The 24,695-nt window shown below is 59.4% G+C and carries 23 protein-coding genes; 4 read left to right on the forward strand and 19 right to left on the reverse strand.

The genetic code is table 11. The features are described from left to right. Window positions 1-86 precede the first annotated feature (86 nt). From F3K02_RS02445 to F3K02_RS02495, 11 genes are all read right to left on the reverse strand, one after another. The gene (locus tag F3K02_RS02445) at window positions 87-791 is read right to left on the reverse strand and encodes a transposase (protein ID WP_177132967.1); all 705 of its coding nucleotides are present in this window, start codon (window positions 789-791) and stop codon (window positions 87-89) included. 97 nt (window positions 792-888) lie between these two features. Further along, window positions 889-2,121: an MFS transporter gene (locus tag F3K02_RS02450; protein ID WP_343066963.1), complete on the reverse strand. Its 1,233-nt coding sequence runs from the start codon at window positions 2,119-2,121 to the stop codon at window positions 889-891. 2 nt (window positions 2,122-2,123) lie between these two features. Further along, complete coding sequence (locus F3K02_RS02455; protein WP_177133172.1) at window positions 2,124-3,290, reverse strand: deoxyguanosinetriphosphate triphosphohydrolase; 1,167 nt, start codon at window positions 3,288-3,290, stop codon at window positions 2,124-2,126. 70 nt (window positions 3,291-3,360) lie between these two features. After that, window positions 3,361-4,482, reverse strand: coding sequence for a 3-dehydroquinate synthase (gene aroB, locus F3K02_RS27385; RefSeq protein WP_177132970.1), 1,122 nt, complete (start codon window positions 4,480-4,482; stop codon window positions 3,361-3,363). A gap of 72 nt (window positions 4,483-4,554) precedes the next feature. Then, entirely contained in the window at window positions 4,555-5,109 is a 555-nt protein-coding gene (locus F3K02_RS27390) for a shikimate kinase (RefSeq protein WP_177133174.1), read from the reverse strand. A 122-nt stretch (window positions 5,110-5,231) separates the two neighbouring features. Then, window positions 5,232-5,639 carry a hypothetical protein gene (locus tag F3K02_RS02470; RefSeq protein ID WP_177132972.1) on the reverse strand — a complete coding sequence of 136 codons (408 nt, stop codon included), beginning with the start codon at window positions 5,637-5,639 and terminating at the stop codon, window positions 5,232-5,234. A gap of 16 nt (window positions 5,640-5,655) precedes the next feature. Continuing rightward, window positions 5,656-7,824, reverse strand: a complete 2,169-nt coding sequence (locus tag F3K02_RS02475; RefSeq protein ID WP_177132974.1) for a type IV pilus secretin PilQ — start codon at window positions 7,822-7,824, stop codon at window positions 5,656-5,658. Next, window positions 7,821-8,384, reverse strand: coding sequence for a pilus assembly protein PilP (locus F3K02_RS02480; protein ID WP_425485556.1), 564 nt, complete (start codon window positions 8,382-8,384; stop codon window positions 7,821-7,823). The genes F3K02_RS02475 and F3K02_RS02480 overlap by 4 nt, the downstream gene beginning before the upstream one ends. After that, a complete protein-coding gene (locus F3K02_RS02485; protein ID WP_177132975.1) occupies window positions 8,381-9,073 on the reverse strand; it encodes a type IV pilus inner membrane component PilO in 693 nt (230 codons plus the stop codon). Before F3K02_RS02485 ends, F3K02_RS02480 begins: the two co-directional genes overlap by 4 nt. Before the next feature lie 11 nt (window positions 9,074-9,084). Next, window positions 9,085-9,708: a PilN domain-containing protein gene (locus F3K02_RS02490; RefSeq protein ID WP_177132978.1), complete on the reverse strand. Its 624-nt coding sequence runs from the start codon at window positions 9,706-9,708 to the stop codon at window positions 9,085-9,087. Further along, the gene (locus tag F3K02_RS02495; RefSeq protein ID WP_177133178.1) at window positions 9,705-10,784 is read right to left on the reverse strand and encodes a pilus assembly protein PilM; all 1,080 of its coding nucleotides are present in this window, start codon (window positions 10,782-10,784) and stop codon (window positions 9,705-9,707) included. The genes F3K02_RS02490 and F3K02_RS02495 overlap by 4 nt, the downstream gene beginning before the upstream one ends. A gap of 270 nt (window positions 10,785-11,054) precedes the next feature. Between F3K02_RS02495 and F3K02_RS02500 the strand changes: the two genes are divergently transcribed. After that, window positions 11,055-13,469, forward strand: coding sequence for a penicillin-binding protein 1A (locus F3K02_RS02500; protein WP_177132980.1), 2,415 nt, complete (start codon window positions 11,055-11,057; stop codon window positions 13,467-13,469). Here the strand turns inward: F3K02_RS02500 and cyaY are convergent. Then, window positions 13,459-13,788: an iron donor protein CyaY gene (gene cyaY / locus F3K02_RS02505; RefSeq protein ID WP_177132984.1), complete on the reverse strand. Its 330-nt coding sequence runs from the start codon at window positions 13,786-13,788 to the stop codon at window positions 13,459-13,461. The genes F3K02_RS02500 and cyaY overlap by 11 nt on opposite strands. 15 nt (window positions 13,789-13,803) lie before the next feature. On the opposite strand from cyaY, the gene F3K02_RS02510 reads away from it, so the two are divergent. Next, window positions 13,804-14,019, forward strand: a complete 216-nt coding sequence (locus F3K02_RS02510; RefSeq protein WP_177132985.1) for an LptM family lipoprotein — start codon at window positions 13,804-13,806, stop codon at window positions 14,017-14,019. A gap of 101 nt (window positions 14,020-14,120) precedes the next feature. Here F3K02_RS02510 and F3K02_RS02515 read toward each other — a convergent pair whose 3' ends face one another. The 5 genes from F3K02_RS02515 to F3K02_RS02535 form a co-directional block, all read right to left on the reverse strand. Next, window positions 14,121-14,735 carry a protein-methionine-sulfoxide reductase heme-binding subunit MsrQ gene (locus F3K02_RS02515; RefSeq protein ID WP_177132986.1) on the reverse strand — a complete coding sequence of 205 codons (615 nt, stop codon included), beginning with the start codon at window positions 14,733-14,735 and terminating at the stop codon, window positions 14,121-14,123. A 118-nt stretch (window positions 14,736-14,853) separates the two neighbouring features. After that, window positions 14,854-15,852: a protein-methionine-sulfoxide reductase catalytic subunit MsrP gene (msrP, locus tag F3K02_RS02520; RefSeq protein WP_177132987.1), complete on the reverse strand. Its 999-nt coding sequence runs from the start codon at window positions 15,850-15,852 to the stop codon at window positions 14,854-14,856. Between the two features lie 145 nt (window positions 15,853-15,997). Beyond that, window positions 15,998-17,359, reverse strand: coding sequence for a c-type cytochrome biogenesis protein CcsB (ccsB, locus tag F3K02_RS02525; protein WP_177132988.1), 1,362 nt, complete (start codon window positions 17,357-17,359; stop codon window positions 15,998-16,000). Further along, on the reverse strand, window positions 17,356-19,488 hold the full coding sequence (locus F3K02_RS02530; protein ID WP_177132989.1) for a cytochrome c biogenesis protein ResB: 2,133 nt from the start codon (window positions 19,486-19,488) through the stop codon (window positions 17,356-17,358). Before F3K02_RS02530 ends, ccsB begins: the two co-directional genes overlap by 4 nt. 173 nt (window positions 19,489-19,661) lie before the next feature. Continuing rightward, a complete protein-coding gene (locus F3K02_RS02535) occupies window positions 19,662-20,276 on the reverse strand; it encodes a c-type cytochrome (protein ID WP_177133180.1) in 615 nt (204 codons plus the stop codon). 97 nt (window positions 20,277-20,373) lie between these two features. Between F3K02_RS02535 and yihA the strand changes: the two genes are divergently transcribed. After that, window positions 20,374-21,159, forward strand: coding sequence for a ribosome biogenesis GTP-binding protein YihA/YsxC (yihA, locus tag F3K02_RS02540; protein WP_177132990.1), 786 nt, complete (start codon window positions 20,374-20,376; stop codon window positions 21,157-21,159). 71 nt (window positions 21,160-21,230) lie between these two features. Here yihA and F3K02_RS02545 read toward each other — a convergent pair whose 3' ends face one another. Next, entirely contained in the window at window positions 21,231-22,157 is a 927-nt protein-coding gene (locus tag F3K02_RS02545) for a lysophospholipid acyltransferase family protein (RefSeq protein WP_177132991.1), read from the reverse strand. A gap of 28 nt (window positions 22,158-22,185) precedes the next feature. Continuing rightward, window positions 22,186-23,067 carry a lysophospholipid acyltransferase family protein gene (locus F3K02_RS02550; protein ID WP_177132992.1) on the reverse strand — a complete coding sequence of 294 codons (882 nt, stop codon included), beginning with the start codon at window positions 23,065-23,067 and terminating at the stop codon, window positions 22,186-22,188. A gap of 231 nt (window positions 23,068-23,298) precedes the next feature. Between F3K02_RS02550 and metK the strand changes: the two genes are divergently transcribed. Further along, window positions 23,299-24,480 carry a methionine adenosyltransferase gene (metK, locus tag F3K02_RS02555; protein WP_177132993.1) on the forward strand — a complete coding sequence of 394 codons (1,182 nt, stop codon included), beginning with the start codon at window positions 23,299-23,301 and terminating at the stop codon, window positions 24,478-24,480. Window positions 24,481-24,695 lie beyond the last annotated feature (215 nt).

Consider the following 24,695-nt stretch of genomic DNA (forward strand, 5'->3'; position numbering starts at 1 on the left):
TATTAAATACCATAAAGAAAACTGAATAGATAATAAGGGACATATCAAATCGAAACGCAAGCCGTTGATTTGATTGACCATCTTGATCAATCGCTGGCTGATGTGCGCCGCGAAGGGGGTCGACCCGGTTTGCCCTTGCTCACCCGTCTGTCGGTTTGCGCCTGCAGTGCGGCCATGAAGTCGGGCTCCCCAAGCGCCCACCCATGCAGCAGCGCGTTGGTGATCACGGTCAACTGCGCTGCGCTCAATCCGGAACGCACCAACTCGGCGTATGCCGCTTCCCGCGCAAAAGGCGTGTTGCCCAGGCGCCAGTAAGCCGGATGGGGGGTGATGCGCCGGTCGGAACCCTGCCCGATGTAATGCCTGTGGCTGGACCAGCCGTGGTGCACGGGATCGGTCACCAACCCGGCACGCACCGGATTCAGATCCAGATAGACCATGCAGGGCAGCAAATAGCGCTCCGCCTCCAGCAGAGTCGATCTGTAGCGGCCTTCCCACAGCGTTCCTGTGCGTCCATGTCTGGCATTGAAATGACGCACGTAACGCCGGCCGATGGCTTGCATCATGCGAGGCACGCCGTCTGCTGTCTCGGGTGTGAGCAGAAGATGAACGTGGTTGTCCATCAGCACATAGGCGTGTAACGCGACTTGGTACTTTTTGGCGTTCTCGGCCACCGCGTCAAGAAGCGCCGTGCGGTCGGCATCGTCCAGCACGATCGACTGGCTGTTGTTTCCCCTCTGGATCACATGGTGGAGGTGACCAGGCAGGGTGAGGCGAGGTAAGCGGGCCATTGCGCAATCCGGTCAACGAGGTGAACAGGGTGTAGATTCTGACCCCATTTTTTCATCTCACGGATGCCATGATCCGCCGTCAGCGGACGCCCTGCTGTCAGCGCAGGGCTCGATCCGCCCAGGCGCGCTGCAGCCAGGCAGCCAACGCGATGCCGAGCAATGAGCAACTGCCCGTCACCACCCAGGTCCAGTGCCACCCCCCTGTCTGCGTGGCTACCCATGCCACCAAGGGTGGCCCGAGAAACTGACCCAGTGCCGAGAACTGCTGCATCCAGCCCACGGTGGTGGAGACCGTTGCCTCCCCTGGCGCCAACACGACGGCCAAGCTGAACAGCGTGCCCGGGATCAGACCACCCACACCGGAGAACACCAGCACGGCCAGGTACTGCCACACCGGATGACCTTGCGCCCCGAAGGCCACGACAGCCCCCAGTGCCATGGCCAGGTAAGCCGTTGACAACAACACGCCGGGACGTATGCCTCGTGCCAGACACCGGCCGGCACCGATGTTCCCCACCATGTTGATGCCCGCGGCAAGCGCCGTCAGAACCCCAACCACCACGCCGCTGTAGCCTGCCTGGTTGTAGATGGTGGGCAAGAATCCCACCACCGCCAACCACTGCCCCGAATACAGAAAGAAAGCCAGCGCAACCAGCCAAGGCCCCGGGGCAACCAGCGTCTGTTGAACGCGGGTCCATGGACTCGGCGCTCTTCCGGCTACCAGCGAACTGGCACCCGTCGCACCTGCAGAGTCACCCGAAACCTGGGTGGCGAGTCCGATGGCGGTCAGCAACGTCAGCAGGGCCAACGACAGCCACACCGGACGCCATCCGATCAGCGCCAACAACGGTGCGCCACATAGAAGTGCTGTCGCCGTGCCCAGCGGCATGTAGGCCCCCCACCAACCGAGTGCCCGCGCGAGCGTTTTCGGATCATGGACCCGCCGGCGCAGCAGGCCCGGGGCGGGCAGCACCGCCAGGAGGAATCCCAGCCCTTCCAGCACCCGGGTCGCCAGCAGCCCACGAACCCCGGTCGACAAACCACCCAGCGCACTGCCCAATGCCAGCAAACCCAGACCCGTCAGCATCACACGCCGAGGGCCCAGATGATCTGCCATCAACCCCACGAGGAGGCCCAGCGTCATCCCGGCGAGCTGAACCAGTGACAACAAGAACCCTGCCTGAAGAAGACTGAGCCCCAAAGACGCCTGCAACACAGGAATGGCTACCGGAAGTTTGCCCACGTGCAGCGCGCAAACGACGCCAACCCCGACAACAACCGCCGCCAACACCACAGGATTGCGCTCGGGCACGAACGCGGATTCAGGCACTGTCAAGGAAAGAGCACCTTACCGCTCAGGCGCTCGTGTTCCCGGATCGCAAAGCGGTCGGTCATGCCAGCGATGTAGTCGGCAACGGCCCGCGCCCGGTGTGCGTCGGGCTGGTGACTCATTGGAGGCTCATGAGGCTGATCCAGGTAGAAGGCAAACAGCTCCGTCACCACACACCGGGCCCGTTCGGTTGTTTCCATCACCTGCGGATGCCGGTACAGATTGCGCAGGAGGAACTGCTTCAACTCCATGGACTGGTCACGCATCGCCGCTGAGAACGACACCAGGGTGCCATGTGCCCGCACGTCATCCACAGAGCCGACCTTTGATGTCTCGATACTTGTGCGCGAGGTGTCGATCACGTCGTACACCTGATCGCTGAGCATCCGCCGGATCACCTCGAACAACAGCCGGCGGCCGTCAAGTCGCGGGTGCTTCTCCAGAACCAGCCGGTGATACCGCGCAAACAGGGGGACGGCCTCAAGCTGCTCCATGCTCAGCAAACCGGAGCGCACGCCATCGTCGATATCGTGCGCGTTGTAGGCGATCTCGTCAGCCAGGTTGCACAGTTGTGCCTCCAGAGAAGGAGAACCACCGGTCAAGAACCGCACCGCCACCCCGGAGGCATCCTGGGCGCAGAGACGTTTTGCATTCGCCGGAGAACAGTGCTTCAGAATGCCCTCCCGGGTCTCGAAAGTGAGATTCAACCCGTCGAAATCGGGGTAGCGCTCCTCCAGCGCATCGACCACCCTCAAGCTCTGAAGGTTGTGCTCAAAGCCCGCCTGTTCACTCGCGTGAGGCGCATTCTGCAATGAAGGCTGGTTTTTCATGCAAGCGTTCAACGCATCCTGGCCCGCGTGTCCGAACGGTGTGTGGCCCAGATCATGCGCCAGCGCGACCGCTTCCACGAGGTCTTCGTTCAGCCCCAACGAACGGGCGATGCTCCGCCCCAATTGCGCGACCTCCAACGAATGGGTCAGGCGGGTACGGAACAGGTCGCCCTCATGGTTCAGAAACACCTGGGTCTTGTAAACCAGGCGCCGAAAGGCCGTGCAGTGGATGATGCGATCGCGGTCCCGTTGAAACGCTGTTCGCGTGGGTGCTTCGGGTTCCTTGAAACGCCGGCCCCTGCTGCTGTCGGGGTGACACGCGTACGGCGCGAGGCCCATTCCGTTGTTCATGTGCATCCCGAGGCCCTTGTCACCACCTGATCAGCCAGCACCTGCAGACGCCGGGTGTTCACTGGCGGCAACTGGCCTGGATCACCTCGGTCACCACGCTGTCCGGTGCGCTGCGGACGATCGCCCGTCCGGAACCGTCAATCAACACAAACTTGATCTCCCCAGCCTCTACCTTTTTGTCCACACGCATCAGCGCAAGGTAGCGGCCCGCGTTGTCCAGAGCATCCAGCACGGGCGCCACAACGGGCAGACCGGCGCGCTCAATCAAACGGGTCAGTCGATCCACATACGCTGCGTCGATCAAGCCCAAGCGCTGCGACAGGCGCGCAGCCATCACCATGCCACAACCCACCGCCTCACCATGCAACCATTGCCCATATCCCATGCCCGCCTCAATGGCGTGGCCAAAGGTGTGACCGAAATTCAGGATTGCTCGAAGACCAGCCTCTCGCTCATCAGCACCCACCACATGGGCCTTGATTTCACAGCTGCGTCGAATCGCAAAAGCCAACGCGACAGGATCACGGGCTCGCAGCTTGTCCAGATTGGACTCGATCCAGTCCAGAAAAACCGCGTCGGCGATGGGTCCGTACTTGATGACTTCGGCCAAGCCTGCACTCAGTTCTCGCTCAGGCAGCGTCTTGAGCGTATCCAGATCGCAGATCACCCGCTGCGGCTGGTAGAACGCACCAATCATGTTCTTGCCCAACGGATGATTGATGCCGGTTTTCCCCCCCACCGAGGAGTCAACCTGGGCCAGCAACGTCGTGGGGACCTGCACAAAAGGCACCCCTCGCATGTAGCTGGCTGCGGCAAAGCCGGTCATGTCCCCGACGACACCCCCACCCAGGGCAAACAACACCGTTCTGCGGTCGCACCCCTGTTCAAGCAAGGCATCGAATATCAGATTGAGAGTGGCCCAGGTTTTGTAAACCTCACCGTCAGGCAGAACCACCTGGCCCACCACCGGATACTGGCCTTTCAAGGCGTCAGCCAAGGTCTGAAGGTACAGCGGCGCTACCGTCTCATTGGTCACGATAAGCGCAGTCTTGGCGTGCGGAAGGCCGGCGTAGCTGTCTAGCGACCCAAGCAAGCCACCGCCAATGACAATGTTGTAGCTCCGCTCACCCAAGTGGATTTCAACGGGGGATAGCGTCGCTGATGGTGTGGTCTCATGCATGGGGCCAGAGTGTAGAGCCTCCCAGGTAGAAAGGAAGCCCATCGACGGCCCCACCCGCAAAGCGACCAGATGTCAGGTCTTTCTGGTGTCCTGCCTGGGTGTTAAAACATCTTTCACCACGCCGGCCAGTTCCAGTTGCATCATGATCATGTTGACAAGGGATGACACGGAAGGTCGCCCTGTTTCGATCACATAGTGCGCGGTCTCCCTGTACAGCGGATCCCGTTGCGCAAACAGATCCCGAAGCCGCTGCAGCGGGTCTGCAACCTGAAGAAGGGGCCTGTTCCGGTCGTGTCGCAAACGCCGAAAAACTTCCTCGGGTGAAGATCTCAAATACACCACATGACTGCGTTCGCGAAGACAAGTCCGATTCGCCGCTCGCAACACGGCGCCCCCACCGGTCGACAGCACGCAAGCCTCCCCCCGCGTCAACTCAGCAATCACAGCAGCCTCAAGATCACGAAAGCTGTCTTCGCCTTCTCGATCAAAATACTCGCGAATCGAACACCCGAGACGCTGCTCGATCACGTGATCAGAGTCGAAAAAAGGAACCGAAAGCCTGCGAGACAATTGGCGACCGACGGTTGTCTTGCCAGATCCTGGCAACCCCACCAAAGAAATCAACAATTGCATCAATAGCACGCAAAAGCGTAGATACCTCTACGGCGAACAAGCAAAAATCCCATAGAGAGATCCATCTCATGAGCATCCTAAACACCCGATGGCAACGATGCACCAGATGTTAAAGATCACTCAGTGATCTCGTCACCCTTCTCCACAGTGAAAGCGACCGTAGCAGAACGAGAATGCTGATCAAGGACAAGTATCGTTAGGTCCTCACCACAACCGGTGAGCGTTGTAACTTTGAACTTCGGATCCTGACCAGAAACCTCTGTACGATCAAGAAAGAGATACTGAGGAAAAGAATTTACAATCCGAAAAGGTGGCTGCCCTCCAACAATAGTAAAGGTTGTTTGAATTCCTGCCGTTCCTTGACAAGACAAATCCCCATCCCCCGCTTTGATATTCACAGCATCAGGAACAGCTGCAAACTCGGCAGAATCCCCAGCATCCCCGCCGCCCCCACCACAGGAAGCCAATGCAGCAACAACGCCAAAAAGACACACCGACCTCAAAGTGAAATTCATTTTACTCATATCAGTTTCCAATCATTTATCTAGCGACGCCACGGTCGCCAATGGTTCTTGGCGTGATGAAGATTAACAACTCAGATTTGTTTGAAGTCTTGTTTCTATTTTTAAATAGATTCCCAACAACTGGAAGATCCCCAAACAGCGGCACCTTAGTTACATCTTCTGTTTCATTTTGCTCAAAGATGCCACCGATGACGACCGTACCTCCATTTTCAACCAACACTTGAGTTTGAACATGCTTGGTATTAATTGCAATACCCGCAGCCACTGTTTCACCACGACTATCCTTATTGATATCGACATCAAGGATGATGCCCCCTTCAGGCGTGATCTGAGGTGTAACTTCAAGCTTCAAATTGGCCTTCCTGAAAGCTACTGAAGTAGCGCCACTAGAGGTTGCCTGCAAATAAGGATACTCCGTCCCCTGTTCAATCAATGCTTTCACTTGGTCTGCGGTCACAACTCGAGGACTCGAAACAATTTTCCCTCGACCATCGGCTTCAAGAGCTGATATTTCGAGATTCAAAAAGCGATTCGCTGCAGAACTAAAAAGCGATACAGCAAAGGCAGCAGGCAAAGAACCACCGATGCCAGCAGATGGCAAATTAACGAAACTGGTGTTGATGGTATCCAACACATTTTCTGATTCAGCAGTGGTACTCGAAACAGCGTTATAGCTACCTCCGATAGCAACGCGATTTTGTCCATTAACCGCATATCCGGCATCCCCACCGCGAACACCACGGAGATCACTCCCGCCCAATCGCACTCCCAAGGATCGTCCAAATCTGTCATCAGCCTCAACAATACGGGCCTCAATCAGTACTTGACGAATTGGAATATCCAGTTTTGATATTAGTTGTTGAACCTGCTCCAGTTTCGTTGGAACATCGGTCACGAACAGCTGATTTGTCCTTGGTTCAGCGATCACGCTACCCCGATTTGAAAGAATACGCGCGCCAACACCACCAGCCGAGCCTCCGGCAGCACCACCAGATCCGGTTAACTGAACAGCTACCTCGCTGGCTTTCGCATAATTCATCTGGAAACTTTGGGTACGCAACGTCTCCAGGCTTTCAATTGAGGCCTTAGCTTCCAACTCTTGCTTCTCGCGCGCTGCAATTTCATCTTGCGGAGCAATCCAGAGAACATTCCCACTCTTTCGCATCCCCAAACCCTTGGCCTGAAGAATAATGTCCAAAGCTTGATCCCAAGGAACATCCTTCAAACGCAGCGTCACGGCTCCACTTACTGAATCCGAGGTAACAATATTGAAGTTGGTAAAATCGGCAATAACCTGCAGCAGCGACCTGACTTCAATATTTTGGAAATTGAGTGACAATTTCTCACCGTTATAGCCAGGTCCTTGAGTAAGCTTGGATTCGTCAACCTTTTGTTCGCGAACCTCAAGCACAAACTGATTGTCACTCTGATATGCCGAGTGCTCCCAGTTGCCCTTGGGCGTAACCACCATGCGAACACGGTCGCCAATCTGACTGGTGACCACGCTCTGGACAGGTGTTCCAAAATCGGTCACGTCCAACTTGCGGTTCAATCCTTCTGGCAACGACGTTCGCAAGAAGTCCACAACAAGATCTTTGCCCTGCTGGCGGATGTCGACACCGACCTGGTTGCTCGCAAGATCAACCACCACCCGTCCTGAATTACCAACGCCTCTTCGGAAATCAATGTCTTTGAGTGCAACCGTGTGATCAGTTTGCACTTGGGCAAACACTGCAGGACCGCTTGGGGAAGGTGCCCCGGCTGATTCCGTCCGATCAAGAACCAGCAACAACGATTTGCCATCCAGTTTGGCTTGGTATGCAGCTGGTTGCTTCAGATTGATCACCACCCGGGTCCGATCTCCCGCCTGAACCACGTTGGCCGATCTCAAATTCCCTTGATTCAACTCCACGGTACTTTTTCCCATGGCATTCACCACACCCGGGAAGTCCAAGGCAATACGGGCAGGTGACTGGATCGTGAATCCGGTTGGCAATGCGGTCAAAGCCTCTGTCGTGTCAATACGCACAACCTCCACACCGGCCTGCATGCCACCAGTCAAAGACTGGATGGCATTTTGAGCATGGGCCAGAACCGAAGTCATGGCTAGGACAATGAACAGTGACAGCTTGCGCAGACTCCGCTCTTTTGACTCAGAGATGGTCACGCTATAAGATTTTGTCATTTGGAAACTTCCTCTTGTAACTGCAATGCCGCCGGACGCTCAATCCATTCACCCGCTGCATCCTGCACAATTTCGCGCAGGTTGATTTCATTTTCGGTAATTTTCAACACCCGTCCATAGTTCTGACCCAAGTAACTGCCCTGGGTTACTTGGTAAAGGAGTTGATCCACCTTCACCAAGGCAACGAGCTGTCCAGCACGATTCAGACTGCCAACCATCGACATGGTATCCAGCGGAAAAGCCTCCAACGGCTGTTTCCGGCGACTCATCTCTGCATCAATCAAAGCAGAATTCCCGGCGGGTAGCGCCTGTCCTCCGCGCAGAATGCTCGCCAATTTTTCGCTGCTGAAGGGCTCCACAAGGCGCTCACCTCCGTAAGCATATGGTTCAAATTTTGTAGGTTCCGGAATTGGCTTTACATCAGGCTTGATGGAGTTTCTCTCATTTTGCATCCAGAGGCTCAACTCTTCCTGCTCAGAGCTCCCACACCCCTGCAGCAAAACCGCGGCAAAAGTCAACAACACGATGCCCACTTTGTTATCTAGCTTGCACCGCATCATTGAGATACTCCTTTGGGTGCATTTTTGGTCGTCGCAGATTTCTGCTGCAGCTCAATTTCCTCTTGATCCAGATACCGGAATGTCTTTGCAGTGCAATCCATGGTAAGGATGCCATCCCTATCTTTTACAGGAGCAAGTGACAAATTGTTCAATGTGACAATACGAGACAAGTTGGCGATGTCTGCCGCGAACAATCCAATATCGTGATACCCACCTGTTACGCGAACAGAAATCGGAAGCTCTGCATAGTACTCCTTAACAGAGACTTGGCCTGGGCGAAACAATTCAAACTGCAAACTGCGACCCAAGCCGGCCTGATTGATATCAGACAGCAAGGCATCCATTTCTGCCTTGCTAGGAAGTTGTTTCTCCAACTGGTTAACGTACTGCTGAACCTGTTCAAGCTGCTTCTTCAACGCATCGAGATTGACTGCCTGAACAAGCTTTTTTCGATAGTCTTCTCGCAACTGCTGTTCACGGGTCTGCTCAGTCAACAACTCCTCATCAACAGCCTTGAGCCAAAAAAACCAAAGACCAGCAATAACAGCGGCGCAAACAAATATGTAAAGAAGATTCCGCGGCAGCGATGGCCAGGAAGAAGGATCATTGGGATCAAGGCCAGAGAACTGCCTCTGAAGCGTATCCTGAACCGATTTGAAATCGAGGTTGATGGTAGGTGATAGAGCCATGATTACCCCGATCAGACTTTTCCTGGTGCTGGAGACGTTGCTCCCGCAGCACCCTGTCCAGCGGCATTCGAACCAGTGGGGCGATTGAGAGCCACTCTGATCTTGAAATTCGATACCCTGCGTTGCTCGCGATTTGAACCGGTTGCGTTGGCTGCAACGATTTCGATCAACTCAGGTTTTCCAAGCCAAGACGAGTTGTTCGCTAGATTCCGCAACAACTCAGAAACCCGTTCTTGAGATTGGGCCACGCCCTCCAGCAAGACGCTTTGATTTTCTTGCTTCATGCTTTTCAGATAAATGCCGTCGGGCAGCTGCGCCACCAGTTCGTCAAGCAGGTGCACAGGCATGTTTCGATCCGCCTGCAGCCCCTCTACAGCGGTTTGCCTGGCCCGCAAAGAGGCAATTTGCGCCTGAAGGCTTGCAATATCCTTAATTTCAGCATCCAACTCTTTCGTCTTGCTTTGAAGAAACGAATTCCGCTGCTGCTGTTCTGCAATTTGCCCTTGATACCATGTGAATACCGCACCGCAGATGATGCCTCCAAGCAGGGCAGACAGCCCCAGCTGTGTAAAGAACTGCTCTTTCTGCTTTTTTCTCGCAGCCTCACGATGAGGCAGCAAATTGATCAAAATCATTGGTAAAACCTCCGCAACGCCAGACCTGTGGAGGTTAGATAAGATGGAGCTTCACGCGCGATCTTTCGTGCCTGTACGCTGGAGGCCATTTCCATGCCATCGAACGGATTGATCACCATGCAGGCAAACGAAGTCTGATGGGTGACCCCTTCGGTCAAGCCAGGCAATGCCGCACTGCCACCGGCCAGCAAGATGTGGTCAACCTTGTTGTAGGGGGTGCTGGTGAAGAAAAACTGCAGAGCGCGCCCGATTTCTTGTGCCATGCTTTCAATGAACGGATTCAGCACGGCCGATCGATAGTCATCAGGCAAGTCGCCCGATCGCTTCTTGGCCTCAGCCTCGTCGGCAGAAAACCCGTACTGACGCACGATCAACTGCGTCAACTGCGCGCCTCCAAAAGCTTGATCGCGCTCATACAGCACGTCATCATTGCGCATCACCTGCATACTGGTGGTCATGGCACCCACCTCAAACAATGCCACCAGTGAATCCACGCCTTGATTGGGCAGTGTTTCAATGACCCGCCCAGCGGCCATCCGAGAGGCGTAGGGTTCGACGTCCATGATGACCGGCTTGAGGCCTGCGGCTTCAGCGAGTCCCTGCCGATCAGACACCTTTTCCTTGCGTGAAGCCGCGATCAGAACCTCGGCATCTCCGACCGAATTGGCACTTGGCCCAACGACACAAAAATCGAGACTGACTTCATCGAGCGAGAAGGGGATGTACTGGTTGGCCTCCGACTCGACCTGCGCCTCAAGCTCTTTTTCAGACAATCCACCCGGGAGAACGATTTTTTTGGTGATCACGGCCGATGCAGGCAACGCCATGGCCACATTCTTGGTCTTGCTGCCGCTTTTGCGGACAACCCGGCGCACGGCCTCGGCGACTTCATCGAACTTTTCGATGTTCCCATCGGTGATCCACCCTCGCTCCAGGGGCTCGATGGCACAACGCTCCAACACCAGATCGCCAGAGCGATTCCGGCTCAACTCGACCAGTTTGACACTGGACGAGCTGACGTCGATGCCCAACAACGGCGCCGGATCACGGCTGAAAAACGACCCCAATGAGATCAAGGTGACCCCCAAAAAATAGAAGCGCGGCAAGGCGCCAGACTTAAGATTTCACTTGAATGCTAGCAGCAAGCCCCTTGTGCAGCAAAGATTTTCTACCTTTGACACAAAAGAGAACGTTGCCAAAAGCATACGCAAACCAGCCACTCCCGGCACACCGGCAGCACGCAGAAAGATAGGAAACACACAACAACTCACAATAACGGCTTCTGCTCTGACATCTTCACAACAGGCCGATTTTTATAATCAGCCTCCCTCGCCTTGACTGTTCGCATGCCTCAAAACGATCCCGCTGCCTCTCGCTCGTCCGAGCCCACCGACTCCCAGAAAGCGGGCCTGCTGGCGTGGCTTGGACGCGTGCTGGCAGGTCTGACAGGGCTGGTGCTGGCGGCCTTTGTTGCGCTCTTTTTGGGGGTGGGAATCGGACTGGCCGTGGCCTATCCCAATCTGCCCGATGTGGGCGCCTTGGCCGACTACCGGCCCAAGCTGCCCCTTCGGGTGCTCACTGCCGATGGCCTTGTGATCGGCGAATTTGGCGAAGAGCGCCGCAGCCTCCTGCCGATAAAAGACATCCCTGATGTCATGAAGAATGCCGTCCTCGCCATTGAGGACGCCCGGTTTTTCGAACATGGCGGCGTGGACTACCGAGGCATGCTCCGGGCGGTGCTGGCCAATTTGGGCCAGGCGAAAAGTCAGGGAGCATCCACCATCACGATGCAGGTGGCCCGGAACGTTTACCTGTCGGCAGAAAAGAGCTACACCCGCAAGATCTATGAGGTGCTGCTCACATTCAAGCTGGAATACCTGCTGACCAAAGAGCAGATCCTGGAGATCTACATGAACCAGATTTTTCTGGGTCAGCGAGCCTATGGCTTTGCCACCGCGTCGCAGACGTACTTCGGCAAGCCGCTCAAGGACGTGAGCATTGCCGAAGCCGCCATGCTGGCGGGCCTGCCCAAAGCGCCTTCGGCGTACAACCCCATTTCCAACCCCAAACGCGCACGTGCCAGGCAACTGCACATCATTGATCGCATGCTCGAAAACGGGTTCATCACCGCCGAAGAGGCCCAATCAGCCCGGGTCGAAGAACTCAGACTTCGACCTTTAGGAGGACCTGAACGGGTTCACGGTGAATTTGTTGCCGAGATGGTTCGCCAGTCCATGGTCGCCCAATATGGTGAAGAGGCCTACACCCGCGGCCTGACCGTCACCACCACGCTTCAGTCCAGCGAACAGCAAACCGCCTACCAGGCTCTGCGACGCGGCATCCTGACTTACGAAAGCCGACAGAGGTACCGCGGCCCAGAACTCTTCGTCAACCTCCCGGCAGACAAGGCCACGCGTGAAGATGTGATCGATAGCGTGTTGGCGGAGCACCCCGACAACGGTGACCTGCTCTCTGCCGTCGTGCTTGAAGCCGGTCCTCGCAAGGTGGTGGTGGTTCGACAGGATGGCGAACCCTTCGCCGTCACCGGCGATGGCCTGCGCCCCGTGCAATCAGGACTTGCGGAAAAGGCCGACCCTTCGATCAAACTCCGCCCGGGGGCCGTGGTTCGGGTGGTCAGGACTTCTGCCAACGGGTGGCGCATCAGCCAGTTGCCCGAGGTCGAGTCTGCCTTCGTGGCGATGGATCCCAACACCGGCGCGGTGCACGCGCTGGTCGGTGGCTTCGATTTCCAGAAGAACAAGTTTAACCACGTGACCCAGGCTTGGCGCCAGCCGGGCTCCAGCTTCAAGCCCTTCATCTACTCCGCCGCGCTTGAAAAAGGCCTGACGCCGATGACTGTGGTGAACGACGCGCCGCTTTTCTACAGCGCCGAGCAAACCGGTGGCAAGCCCTGGGAACCCAAGAACTACGACGGACAGTTCGAGGGCCCGATGTCGGTGCGCCGCGCGTTGGCCAAGTCCAAAAACATGGTGTCGATCCGCGTGCTACAGCTCGTTGGAACAAAAAGCGCCCAGGACTGGGTCGCCCGGTTCGGTTTCCCTCCGGAGAGACACCCTCCCTACCTGACCATGGCACTCGGCGCCGGTGCGGTCACTCCGATGCAGATGACCACTGGGTATGCCGTGTTTGCCAACGGCGGTCATCGCGTCACACCCGTCCTGATCACCCGCGTGGTTGAACAACGTGGAAAAGTGCTTTTTGATGAACCACCCAAAGCAGTGGACGCATCAAGCCAGGTCATCGACGAACGCAACGCGTTCATCATGAGCAGCCTGCTGCAGGAAATCACACGAACCGGCACGGCTGCGCGTGCCCAGGCAACGCTGAAGCGGCCGGACGTTTACGGCAAGACAGGCACCACCAACGACTCCATGGACGCCTGGTTCGTGGGCTACCACCCTTCCCTCGTGGCGACAGCCTGGGTGGGGTACGACACCCCACGCAATCTGGGTAGCCGCGAAACCGGTGGCGGCTTGAGCCTGCCGATCTGGATCGACTACATGGCCGAAGCGCTCAAAGGGGTACCCGTGGTTGAGTACAAACCGCCGTCGGGCGTGATTCGTGTCGGTGGCGACTGGTACTACGAGGAATTTGGCCCTGGCCAAGGTGTGCATGGTCTGGGCTTGCAGGATCCGTGGCCCGGTAGCCAGGTTGAAAGCGATGTCACGTCCCCAGAGGCCGCTACTCAGCCCAACACCACCGAAGACCGGCGCACCATCCTGGACCTGTTCAGGAACTGAACGTCAGCGGCTGGCCCGCCTGCTCGGTTGCACAACGGGACAGGTGCGAAAAAAACTCGCCCTGTCCTTTGCTGTCCATCCACTGAGCACCGTCGTACTTGTAGTGAAAGCCCCCCGCGCGAGCCGCCATCCAGACCTCCTGCAGCGGTTTCTGCAAATTCACGATGATCTGGCTGCGGTTGGCAAAGGTCAACGTCACCATGCCGCCCACGCGCTGGTTGTCAATGTCCGCGGCAGTCTCATCGTTGATGCGGTCGCAAGCCAGTTCTATGGCGCGCAGCAAGGCCTCGGCGCGATCCAGATATTCGATATCGGTCATTACAATGCACCCACTATGAAGATGCATCCAATTCTAGGCGGAGCGCTCGCCCATGTCCGTGTCGCTGGCGGCACGATCCTGATCGCCCTGAGTGTGGCGGGCGCCGGCTGCGGTCAAAAGGGTCCGCTGTACCTGCCCGGCGCGCAACCCGAAGCCCGGCCTGCAGCGCCGAAGCCAGCGGACACGGTACCCAACGCGACCGATTCGCTGGACGAGTCGCCGCAACGCTGAACTTGCTTTCGAAGCCGTCTATCCGGGGCCGCAAAGTTGCCTGGTCGTGGCCGCGATCGTGAAAGCGCTGCCCAGCAATCCGTTCGCCAACTCAAGCATATTCAACGCCCCAGATGGCCCTTGGGCCACCAGCGTTCCCATACACGCCAGCCCAGCAACAAGGCCAGCAGAACCGCGTAAACACCCACTTCCGCAAAGTCGTTCTTGCCGCTGCGCATCCAGAAGAAGTGCAGCACCGCCAGACAGGCCACGGCGTACACGCTGCGGTGAAGCAACCTCCAGCGCGCAGCCCCCAACGCCCGGATGGCCCGGTTGAACGAAGTGCCGGCCATGAGCAGCAGCAACACCCAGCAGAGGAAGCCGACCAGGATGAACGGTCGCTTGGCCAAATCGGCCAGCACCTCACGCCATTCAAAACCCATGTCAAACCAGGCGTAGGCCAGCAGGTGCAGACTGGCGTAGAAAAACACGAACAGCCCCAGCATGCGCCGCAACCGGGCCAACGCAGGCCAGCCCGCCATCACGCGCAACGGCGTCACCAGCAAGACCAGCACGAGTGCTCGAAGCGTCCAGTCACCCAGCGAGCGGATCAGGGCTTCGGCCGGATTGGCGCCCAGCTGGTCGTTCCAGGCGGCCCAGAACAGCCAGACAACCGGCAGGCTCCACAAAACAAACAGCAAGGGTTTGGCTGTGCGGTGCAAGAGCCACCGGTTCAAGCGCGACCCTGCCTTGCGCGGCGCGGTGACTGAGTCCACCGCACCAGATCGGACTGAAGGATCAGCGGAAAGTCGGGCGTCCACAAGCGCTGCGTTGCGAATGCAATGCCTGAAAAGTTCAGAAGAACTTGCGCAGGTCCATCCCCGCGTAAAGCTGCCCCACCTGGGGCTCGTAACCGTTGAACATCAGGGTCTTGCGGCGTTTGGCCAGCAGGCCGCCCTCTTCGCCAATGCGCCGCTCGGTGGCCTGACTCCAGCGCGGATGGGCCACGTCAGGATTCACATTCGAGAAAAAGCCGTACTCCTGAGGTGCCGCGATGTTCCAGGCCGTGCGGGGCTCCTTGTCCGTGAACCGGATCTTCACCAGCGACTTGCCACTCTTGAAGCCGTATTTCCACGGAACCACCAGGCGCACCGGCGCGCCGTTCTGGTTCGGCAACACCTCGCCATACATGCCAAACGCCAGCAGCGTCAGCGGATGCATGGCTTCGTCCAGGCGCAGGCCTTCGACATACGGCCACAGCAACACGCTGGAGCGCAGACCCGGCATGGTGTCCCGATCGGCCTGGGTCACGAATTCCACATATTTCGCGCTGCCCAGCGGCTGCGCCGCCCGGATCAACGCACCCAGCGAATAGCCCACCCAGGGAACCACCATGGACCAGCCCTCCACACAGCGCAGCCGGTAAATGCGCTCCTCCATGGGAGCCAGCTTGAGCAGCTCCTCTAGGCCATAGGTGCGGGGCTTGTTCACCAGTCCCTCGACCGACACCGTCCATGGGCTCGTCTTCAGCGACTTGGCGCGCGCCACGGGGTCCGACTTGTCGGTGCCGAATTCGTAGAAGTTGTTGTAGGTGGACGCGTGCTCGTAAGCGGTGACCTTTTCCACCGTTGATGCCCCAGGCAACGCGGAAGAGGCGCCCGCCAGCGCAGCGAGCTTGCCGGGTCGGGTCACAGCGGCGAGAGCGTCTCGTGATGCCCAACCAGCCAGCGCCGCACCGCCAGCGCCCAGAGCCAGGTGCTGCAGCCACTGACGACGCCCCAGATAAACGGAACGCGACGTGATTTCGCTCGATTGAGGATGGTGGTACCCGGTGTCGGCAGAACGGATGATCATGAGGGGCTCCTGTGGTTCAGGTCAGTCGTAGGAGCCGGGGATTTCTTACCAAGTTCCTGCCCACGTTATCGAGCCCCCGCTCGCACCGAATTCTGCGCCGCCCGCATCCCGGAGCGATGCGGGACACAGCAGGGGCCGCAAGACCTCACAGCTCGCCGTAGCTGTGCAAGCCCGAGAGGAACATGTTCACCCCCAGGAAAGCGAAGGTGGTGACCGCGAGCCCCACCAAGGCCCACCAGGCCGCCACGGTGCCACGCAGGCCCTTCATCAACCGCATGTGCAGCCAGGCGGCGTAGTTCAGCCAGACGATCAGCGCCCAGGTTTCCTTCGGATCCCAGCTCCAGTAGCCGCCCCAGGCTTCGGCGGCCCAGAAAGCGCCCAGCACCGTCGCGATGGTGAAGAAGGCAAAGCCCACCGCGATGGCCTTGTACATCACGTCGTCCAGCACCTCAAAACTCGGCAGTCGCTCCGCGATGCGGCGGCGGCCGAACAGGATGGTGGCCACGATCAGCGCCGAAATGCCGAAATACACGAACCAGTAGCTGCCGCCCTTTTCCGCGGCCGACGTGCGAAAGACGATGGGTTCAAAACACAGCACGATGCCCAGCAACCACAACGGCGCGAGCTTGTACCAGCGTGACTCGCTGGCGCTCTGCTTGATCAGGTAGGCAAACGCCAGCATCGCCGAGAGCGCAAAGGTTCCGTAACCAATGAAGTTGGCTGGCACGTGGAGCTTCATCCACCAGCTCTGCAACGCGGGCACCAGCGGCTGGATCTCGTGGGCTTCGCGCACCACGGTGTACCAGAGCAGAAAACCCACGGCAGCACTCACCACCAGCATCACGAAGGCGCCCATCGAACGGGTGTTGTACTGCTCTTCGTAATACAGGTAAAAGGCCGCCGTCATCCAGCAGAACAGCACAAAGACCTCGTACAGATTGCTCACCGGAATGTGACCAATGCCGACACCAATCTGGTGGCTCTCGTACCAGCGCACCATGGTGCCCACCAGCGCCAGCGTCACAGCCACCCAGGCCAGGCGCGACCCCAGGCTCTCGAACGCATTGCCCGCACGCGTGAACATCCCCACCCAATAGAAGATGGTGCTCATGAAGAACAGCACGCTCATCCAGAGAATGGCCGACTGGCTGGAGATGAAGTACTTGAGCATGAACACCTGGTCGGCGCGCGCCAGATTGGCCGTGCCTTCCGGCGTCTGGTACAGCGAGATGGCCAGCAAGGACAGCGCCGCCACCACCACCATCAGTGCACGCAGGGGTCGCCAGAACCAGCCCAGCCAGATGACCGCCGGGACCGCCCCCACCAGAATGGCCTTTTCGTAGACGTCCATGGCTGGGCTGTAGCGCATGAAACTCCACACTGCGCCCGCTATCACGAGAACAGCGAACAGCCAGTCCCACACATTGCGACGGGCGAAATAGCCGGGCTCCAAGCTGGAGCCGTTCTGGCCCCGCTTGAGTTCAAAGGTCTGGGTGGCGGTATTCATGAGGGCACCTTCAACAACTGGGACTTCAACACTTCAAACTCCTGATCGGCTTCCATCGTCTTGCGGTTGGACGACAGCGCCATCGTGGCCTGCGAATGCCCCGCGCCCGCAGGCGAGAGCCACACCCACACGCGGCGCTCGCGCACATAGAGCATGACAAAAACACCCAGGATCAGCAAGACGCAACCCAGGTACACGATGCTCTGGCCGGGCGCGCGCGCCACCTGGAACACACTGGCCTGCACATGCTCGAAATCCTTGAGCTGAAAGGTCATCGGGGCCGGGTAATAGAAAGCATCGCTCAAGCTCATGACGGCGTGCGTCATGAACTGCTGCGTGGCATCACTGCGCTCCAGCGGCTGCAGACCGGCCCGTTCGCGACTGACCTGCAACAGCTCGAACAGCGTTCCGTTGAGGATGCGCACCAGCACATCGCTGGCGCGCTCACGCTCTGCCTCAGGCACATTGCTTTCCAGAAACGCCGACACCGCCTGCAACCCCCCTTTGATGGGCGGATCACCTGCCGGGGCCTCGGTGGCTTCGGCGCCTGCAAACAGGCCAATCGCCCGACCGGCAGACGCCTGCAGTGCATCGGAGAGCTCGGTGCGCCCCGCTTCCACCGCCGAGACCGCGTAACGGCGCACGGCCAGTTCACGCAGCGCCGGATCGACGAGGGCCGCGCGCAGACGCACAAAACCATCGATGCTGTCCTGATCATCGGCGGGGATGCGCAGGTACCGGAAGGGCTCGGACGGCGTTTCACGCATGCCAAAGAGGAACATGCGCGAACCATCGATCTCCATGGGCAGCATGTAGTTGTTGTACTCCACCGCCTGACCCGCCGCGTCGCGCAGCTTGTAGCTGAAACTGGGGCCCACGTTGCGCAGGGTTTTTTCGGCGCCGGGCCTGTGACCCGAACCGAGGCGGCTCTCGATCGAGCTGCGCAGGTCGACCTTGCGCACATCCGTGCCCGAAGCTTCGCCCCCCTGGTTCGCAAAGTTCTCCACATTGATCACGCGCAGGCCGGTGTACTCCAGCGTGAGTTTCTGGTCCCCATTGCTCAGCGCAGACGTGCCACCGATCACGCCCGACACCTCGAACGCCTTGGCCGGCCCGTTGATGGGCACCGCCCGCAGATTGACGCGCGACCCACCATCGTCAAAACTGGACTGGTAGATGTTGATACCGCGGTGGCTGGCGGGATGGTTCACTTCAACCCGCGTGGCCTTCTTTTCGCCCGTTTCGTGGTCGTGGATCACGATGTCGCTGGCAAACAGCCTGGGCATGCCGGTGTCGTAGTACTCGACAATGAATTTCTTGAGTTCGACCGAAAACGGCAGATCCTGCAGCAGCACGCCATCGGACTGGGCCAGGATCGCGGTGCCCGCCGTGGTGCCCTCGGTCACCAGCAGGTTGCCCCGGAACGTCGGGTTGCTGGGAGAAAGGCGGTGCTGAGGGGCCACATCGGCAATCAGGCCGCCACCCGTGAACGGCGTCTTGCCGTTGAACCACATCTGGGCACGCACCACCAGATCGCCATCGAGCAGGCCACCGAGGCACACCAGCACAATCGCGCTGTGTGCCGCCAGATAGCCGATCTTGTTGGTCGATCCCGCCTTGGCGGCCACCATCCAGCCGGTACCGCCGGCGCTTTCCCGCGACTGCAGCTTGACCTTCCAGCCGGAACCCAGCAGGGTTTGACCGATGCGGTTGGCCGCTGATTCAGGCGTTTCAGGCAGTGCGCCTTCGGCCCGGTGCGGAAAAGCCTTGAGACTTTGCTCGCGGATGTTTTCCTTGTAGGCTTTGAAGTCCACCAGGATCTTGGGCGTGTTGCGCGCGATGCACAGGCTGGTACTGACCACCAGAAACGCCAGGATCAGCAGAAACCACCAGGCGCTGTAGACCGTGAACAGCCGGGCACTGCCAAACACATCGGACCAGAACGGGCCGAACTGGTTGACGTAGTTGTTCAGGGGTTCGTGTTGCTTGACCACGGTCCCGATGACCGACGCGATGCAGATCACCGTCAGAAGTGAAATCGCAAACCGCATGGACGACAACAGCTCAACCAGCTGGCTGGCGAAGCGCGACCCGGTGCGGATCTGCAAGCCTTGGGTAGATACGGTCATTTAGGCGTCGTAAAAAACAAACAGGGCGGATCTGGAACAACCCAGAACGCGCCCTGATGTGATGCTTTGTTCGTGTGGCGGTTCAATGCGAAGGAAGATAAACCCGCATTGTGACGCCAAATATTAACCAACGCTTATATCCCCGGAAACCCCGGGGCTAAGCACCTGCCCGGTCAGCGCAGGCCTGCGATGTAATCCGACACCGCCTGGATTTCGCGGTCGTTCAACTTGGCCGCCACACCGGTCATCTGGATGTGGTTCGCCCGCGTGCCGTCCCGGAACGCCTTGAGCTGGGCCGCCGTGTACCCGGCATGCTGCCCTTTCAGACGCGGATACTGCGAGGGAATGCCGGCGCCGGTGGGGCTGTGGCAACCGGCACAGGCCGCGATCTGGCGATCAGCGATACCGCCGCGGTAGATGCGCTCACCCAGCCGAACCAGATTCTTGTCCGTCGCGAAGCCTTCACGTGCCTTTTGATCGGCCAGCCACCAAGCGATGTTGCGCATGTCATCATCGGACAGCGCCGCGACCATGCCCTGCATGATCGGGTTGGCCCGTTTGCCAGACTTGAATTCCTGCAGCTGCTTGACCAAGTACTCTGGATGCTGCTGCGCCAACATCGGGTTCTCAGGAATCACCGAATTCCCGTCAGCTGCGTGGCAGGCCACACAAACCTGCCCGAAGGTGGCGGCGCCTTTGGCGGGATCGGGCTTGACCGACTGCGCATGGACACTGAACGACAGGGCTGCAGCGGCAGCCACGCAAAGGAAAGAAACGGGCAATTTCATGTCGGGGCGGCGTCGTTTGCGACGCGTCGGTTTGAAGAAGTTCGCGGCTTTCGGGCCGTACAGCATTCGATTTTACAATGCCTCACAGGATACCCAAATGACTCAAGTCAAGAATACAGCCACCGCGTCGGACACCACCCCATCCAGCACCTCCAACGTGCATGGGCCCGAGGGCGCCCAAAACGCAGCGCGTCCCGATATCAAGAGCCTGCACGGCTGGCTGCACACCGCCCGATTCCTCACGACGGCGCCCCAGCTGGAACACCTGCCCACGCTGGATGTTCCCGAGGTGGCTTTTGTCGGTCGATCCAATGCAGGCAAATCCACCTGCATCAACACACTGACTCAGCAAAAGCGCCTGGCCTTTGCGTCAAAGACGCCTGGACGCACACAGAGCATCAACCTGTTCTCGCTGGGCAAGCAGGGACAGACCGACGCCGTGCTGGCCGACTTGCCGGGCTATGGGTATGCGGCTGTGCCGCGCGAAGCCAAGCTGCGCTGGCAGCGCGTGATGGGCAACTACCTCATGACGCGCGAAAACCTCAAGGCCGTGGTGTTGCTGTGCGACCCCCGCCTGGGGTTGACCGAGCTGGATGAAATCCTGCTGGACGTGATCCGCCCCCGGGTGCAGAGCGGCCTGAAGTTCGTGATCCTCTTGACCAAGTCGGACAAGCTCACGCGTGCCGAGGCCAACAAGGCGCTCTCGATTGCGAAGCTGCAGTGCGGCGGTGGTGAGGCCCGCCTGTTCTCAGCACTGAAGAAGCAGGGGCTGGACGAAATGGCACTGCTCTTGTGGGACTGGACCCATGGCGAGGCTGTGGCGACCCTGGAGCAAGCCCCAGCGGTTGCGGAAGACAACGACGAGCCACCGGCACTGGACTGAGTTCAGCCGATCGGGCGGCACTCGCCGCCAGGCCAGTCGCCCGTCAGACGCTCACCGGGCTGCCGCCGTGCTCAACGTCGCCCATAGGGTGACGCTTCACCCGCCGGTCGCGTCTTGAAGCGCTTGTGCACCCAGTAGTACTGCTCAGGCATGGTTGCGATCATCTGTTCCAGGTGGTGGTTCATCAGCGCAGTGTCGGCCACCGCGTCACCGCCGGGATAGCCGTCCCAGCCCGGGAGCACCTCCACGTCGTAACCGCTGGGCGTCATCCGGCTGATGACCGGCACCACGCGCGCACGCCCCATCTGGGCCAGCCGCGGCAGGGTGGGCACGGTGGCGGTGCTCACCCCGAAAAATGGCACGAACACCGACTCCGCCGGCCCCATGTCCATGTCCGGCAAGAGGTACAGCACCTCCCCCGCTCGCAACGCCTGCACCAGCGAGCGCATGCTCTGGTGCTTTTCAACCAGCCTGACCGAGCCATACCGCAGCCGACCCGCCCGAATCCATTGATCCACGGCCACATTGCGTTGACGGGCGTACAGGCTGATGAACCTGCGCGGAAACCCCAGGGCCAGTGCGGTTCCGCCAGCGTCCAGTCCCACAAAGTGCGGAGCGAACACCAGAATCGGCCCGTCGGTGGCCAGTTCATGGACCGCCCCGACCAGCCTCAGGCGACGTCGGGTCACCGCTTCACTGGCTTCCCAGACCCAGCTCCGGTCCAGCCAGGATTGCGCGAAATACACAAAATGCCGGCGCACAGCGCGGTTGCGTTCAGCCTCGCTGTTCTGAGGGAAACACAGCGCCCAGTTGGTGCGAGCAATGTCCCGGCGCCGAGCGGCCACCAGATGCAGCACCTGCCCCGACAGCCAGCCCAGACCACGCACCCATGACAGGGGCAAACGGGCCAGCAAGCGCATGAAACCCACGCCCAGTCGACCACCCCAGGTTTTGGTGCCCGATGGACTGTGATGAGTTGGGGAGGGGATTGTGGACATGAATGACTGCGGTGAGCACCGGGCCGTTTCAGCGCTGGGGCGCGGCGCCGGTGTCCGGGGACTCGGGTTGACGGGGTTGCTTGTAGCGATCGTACGACCAGAGGTATTGGGCCGGCGATTCTCGCACCAGCATCTCCATGGCCTGGTTGATCTGTCTGGCAGCCGTCTGCGGGTCGCTGCTCAGACCCTCCTCAGCGAGACCCGGGAAGGGGCGCACATGCACCAGGAAGCCGCGCCCCCAGGAGAGCCGCTCGCCCCAGATCAATACCGGCTGCACGCCTGGCGTCCGTGCCAGGCGGGCCGACAAGGTCATGGTGTAGGCCTCACGCCCGAAGAACGGCGCCCACACGCCTAGGCCCGCGGGCGGCACCTGGTCCGGCAGCAGCCCCACGGCCTGCCCTGTCTTGAGCGCCTTGATGAGTTGCTTCACGCCGGCCAGCGTGGTCGGCGCCGTCAACAGGCCTGGGCGCTCACGGGAATGGGCCACCAGATCCCGCAGCCAGGGTTGACGCGACGGGCGAAACAACACTGTGGTGGTCATGCGCTCACCGAAGCGCTGCGCCACTGCCTGCGCCGTGATTTCAAAACAACCCAGGTGCGGCGTCAGGAACAGCACGCCCGAGCCGTGGGCCATCGCCGCTTCGATCAGGGAAGCCCCTTCCCAGCCCACCTTCATCGGGGCTCCCAGCCACAACCGGGTGGTTTCTACGGCCATCTTGCCCGCTTCGCCCACCGAAGCCAGCGCCACCCCACGGGAAAAACCGGCCTGGCGGACATGGGCCATCAGGCGTCGCCGGTAGCGGGGTGACAACAGGAAGCTGAGCCAGCCCACCACCCAGCCTGCTGCGTGCAGCACAGGCAGTGGCAGGTGTGAAAAAAGACGGAAAAGCAGTTGAAAGAGGACGGTCACGAAATGCTCAAGAGGCCTGTATGGCCGTCGAAATATACCGGTGGTGGGCGCACAACCGGTGTCGGCAACAGGTCTTGGTCTGCGGCACGGACATCCAGACCCACGCTTGCCCTAAAATCCTGTCATCGCCGAGTTATTGAACTAATTGCGGGGCGATTCACAAATTCCGCTAAAGCGTTCGCCGAACCCAGAAGACCGGCAACGCCGATCCACCAACTCTGGAGTTTATACATGGCGAACGACTTTCTCTTCACTTCCGAATCCGTCTCCGAAGGCCACCCCGACAAGGTGGCTGACCAGATTTCCGACGCGATCCTTGATGCGATCTTCAAGCAGGACCCACGCAGCCGCGTGGCAGCCGAGACGCTGACCAACACCGGCCTGGTGGTGCTCGCGGGTGAAATCACCACCAACGCGCACGTGGACTACATCCAGGTCGCGCGCGACACCATCAAGCGCATCGGCTACGACAACACCGACTACGGCATCGACTACAAGGGCTGCGCCGTGCTGGTGGCTTATGACAAGCAAAGCAACGACATCGCCCAGGGCGTGGACCACGCGTCTGACGACCACCTCAACACCGGCGCTGGCGATCAGGGTCTGATGTTCGGCTACGCCTGCGACGAGACGCCCGAACTGATGCCCGCGCCGATCTACTACGCGCACCGCCTGATGGAGCGCCAGGCCCAGTTGCGCAAAGACGGCCGCCTGCCCTTCCTGCGGCCCGACGCCAAGAGCCAGGTGACCATGCGCTACGTGGACGGCAAGCCGCACAGCATCGACACCGTCGTGCTGTCCACCCAGCACAGCCCGGACCAGAGCGAGAACCAGCACCAGATGAAGGCCTCGTTCACCGAAGCCATCATCGAAGAGATCATCAAGCCGGTGCTGCCCAAGGAATGGCTGCAGAACACCAAGTACCTGATCAACCCGACCGGGCGCTTCGTTATCGGCGGTCCGCAGGGCGACTGCGGCCTGACCGGCCGCAAGATCATCGTGGACACCTACGGTGGCGCTTGCCCGCACGGCGGTGGCGCGTTCTCCGGCAAGGATCCGAGCAAGGTGGACCGCTCGGCCGCTTACGCCGCGCGCTACGTGGCGAAGAACATCGTCGCCGCCGGTCTCGCCAAGCAGTGCCAGATCCAGGTGGCTTACGCCATTGGTGTGGCCAAGCCGATGAACATCACGGTCTACACCGAAGGCACGGGCGTCATCAGTGACGAGAAGCTTTCCGCGCTGGTGAACGAGCACTTCGACCTCCGCCCCAAAGGCATCATCCAGATGCTGGATCTGCTGCGCCCGATCTACGAAAAGACCGCGGCCTACGGCCACTTTGGCCGCGAAGAGCCCGAGTTCGCCTGGGAGCGCACGGACAAGGCGCAAGTGCTGCGCGCAGCGGCAGGCCTGTAAAACAGGCTTCTTCGACGCGTCCCATCAAGTCCATAACATGGGATGCGCCATGACGCTGTATGAGAAAGACCCTATATTTTCATTGGCTTTGTAAGCGAGCACCAACATACACCTCAAAGCCCCAGGCCTGCCGCTGGGGCTTTTTTTGACTCCAGAAATGGTGTTGCCCTGCTTGACCGGCACACACAGGCCTGAATTTTTCCTCCCGGTGTCCG

Origin of the sequence: Hydrogenophaga aromaticivorans, from assembly GCF_013387465.1 — a bacterium.
GTDB classification, from domain to species: Bacteria; Pseudomonadota; Gammaproteobacteria; order Burkholderiales; family Burkholderiaceae_C; genus Hydrogenophaga; species Hydrogenophaga aromaticivorans.

Excerpts from the sequence above, each read along its gene's own strand:
- F3K02_RS02445 (WP_177132967.1), bottom strand. The coding sequence starts at position 791 with ATGGCCCGCTTACCTCGCCTCACCCTGCCTGGTCACCTCCACCATGTG.
- F3K02_RS02455 (WP_177133172.1), bottom strand. The coding sequence starts at position 3,290 with ATGGGCCTCGCGCCGTACGCGTGTCACCCCGACAGCAGCAGGGGCCGG.
- aroB (WP_177132970.1), bottom strand. The coding sequence starts at position 4,482 with ATGCATGAGACCACACCATCAGCGACGCTATCCCCCGTTGAAATCCAC.
- F3K02_RS02470 (WP_177132972.1), bottom strand. The coding sequence starts at position 5,639 with ATGAGTAAAATGAATTTCACTTTGAGGTCGGTGTGTCTTTTTGGCGTT.
- F3K02_RS02475 (WP_177132974.1), bottom strand. The coding sequence starts at position 7,824 with ATGACAAAATCTTATAGCGTGACCATCTCTGAGTCAAAAGAGCGGAGT.
- F3K02_RS02480 (WP_425485556.1), bottom strand. The coding sequence starts at position 8,384 with ATGATGCGGTGCAAGCTAGATAACAAAGTGGGCATCGTGTTGTTGACT.
- F3K02_RS02485 (WP_177132975.1), bottom strand. The coding sequence starts at position 9,073 with ATGGCTCTATCACCTACCATCAACCTCGATTTCAAATCGGTTCAGGAT.
- F3K02_RS02490 (WP_177132978.1), bottom strand. The coding sequence starts at position 9,708 with ATGATTTTGATCAATTTGCTGCCTCATCGTGAGGCTGCGAGAAAAAAG.
- F3K02_RS02500 (WP_177132980.1), top strand. The coding sequence starts at position 11,055 with ATGCCTCAAAACGATCCCGCTGCCTCTCGCTCGTCCGAGCCCACCGAC.
- cyaY (WP_177132984.1), bottom strand. The coding sequence starts at position 13,788 with ATGACCGATATCGAATATCTGGATCGCGCCGAGGCCTTGCTGCGCGCC.
- F3K02_RS02510 (WP_177132985.1), top strand. The coding sequence starts at position 13,804 with ATGAAGATGCATCCAATTCTAGGCGGAGCGCTCGCCCATGTCCGTGTC.
- msrP (WP_177132987.1), bottom strand. The coding sequence starts at position 15,852 with ATGATCATCCGTTCTGCCGACACCGGGTACCACCATCCTCAATCGAGC.
- ccsB (WP_177132988.1), bottom strand. The coding sequence starts at position 17,359 with ATGAATACCGCCACCCAGACCTTTGAACTCAAGCGGGGCCAGAACGGC.
- F3K02_RS02530 (WP_177132989.1), bottom strand. The coding sequence starts at position 19,488 with ATGACCGTATCTACCCAAGGCTTGCAGATCCGCACCGGGTCGCGCTTC.
- F3K02_RS02535 (WP_177133180.1), bottom strand. The coding sequence starts at position 20,276 with ATGAAATTGCCCGTTTCTTTCCTTTGCGTGGCTGCCGCTGCAGCCCTG.
- yihA (WP_177132990.1), top strand. The coding sequence starts at position 20,374 with ATGACTCAAGTCAAGAATACAGCCACCGCGTCGGACACCACCCCATCC.
- F3K02_RS02545 (WP_177132991.1), bottom strand. The coding sequence starts at position 22,157 with ATGTCCACAATCCCCTCCCCAACTCATCACAGTCCATCGGGCACCAAA.
- metK (WP_177132993.1), top strand. The coding sequence starts at position 23,299 with ATGGCGAACGACTTTCTCTTCACTTCCGAATCCGTCTCCGAAGGCCAC.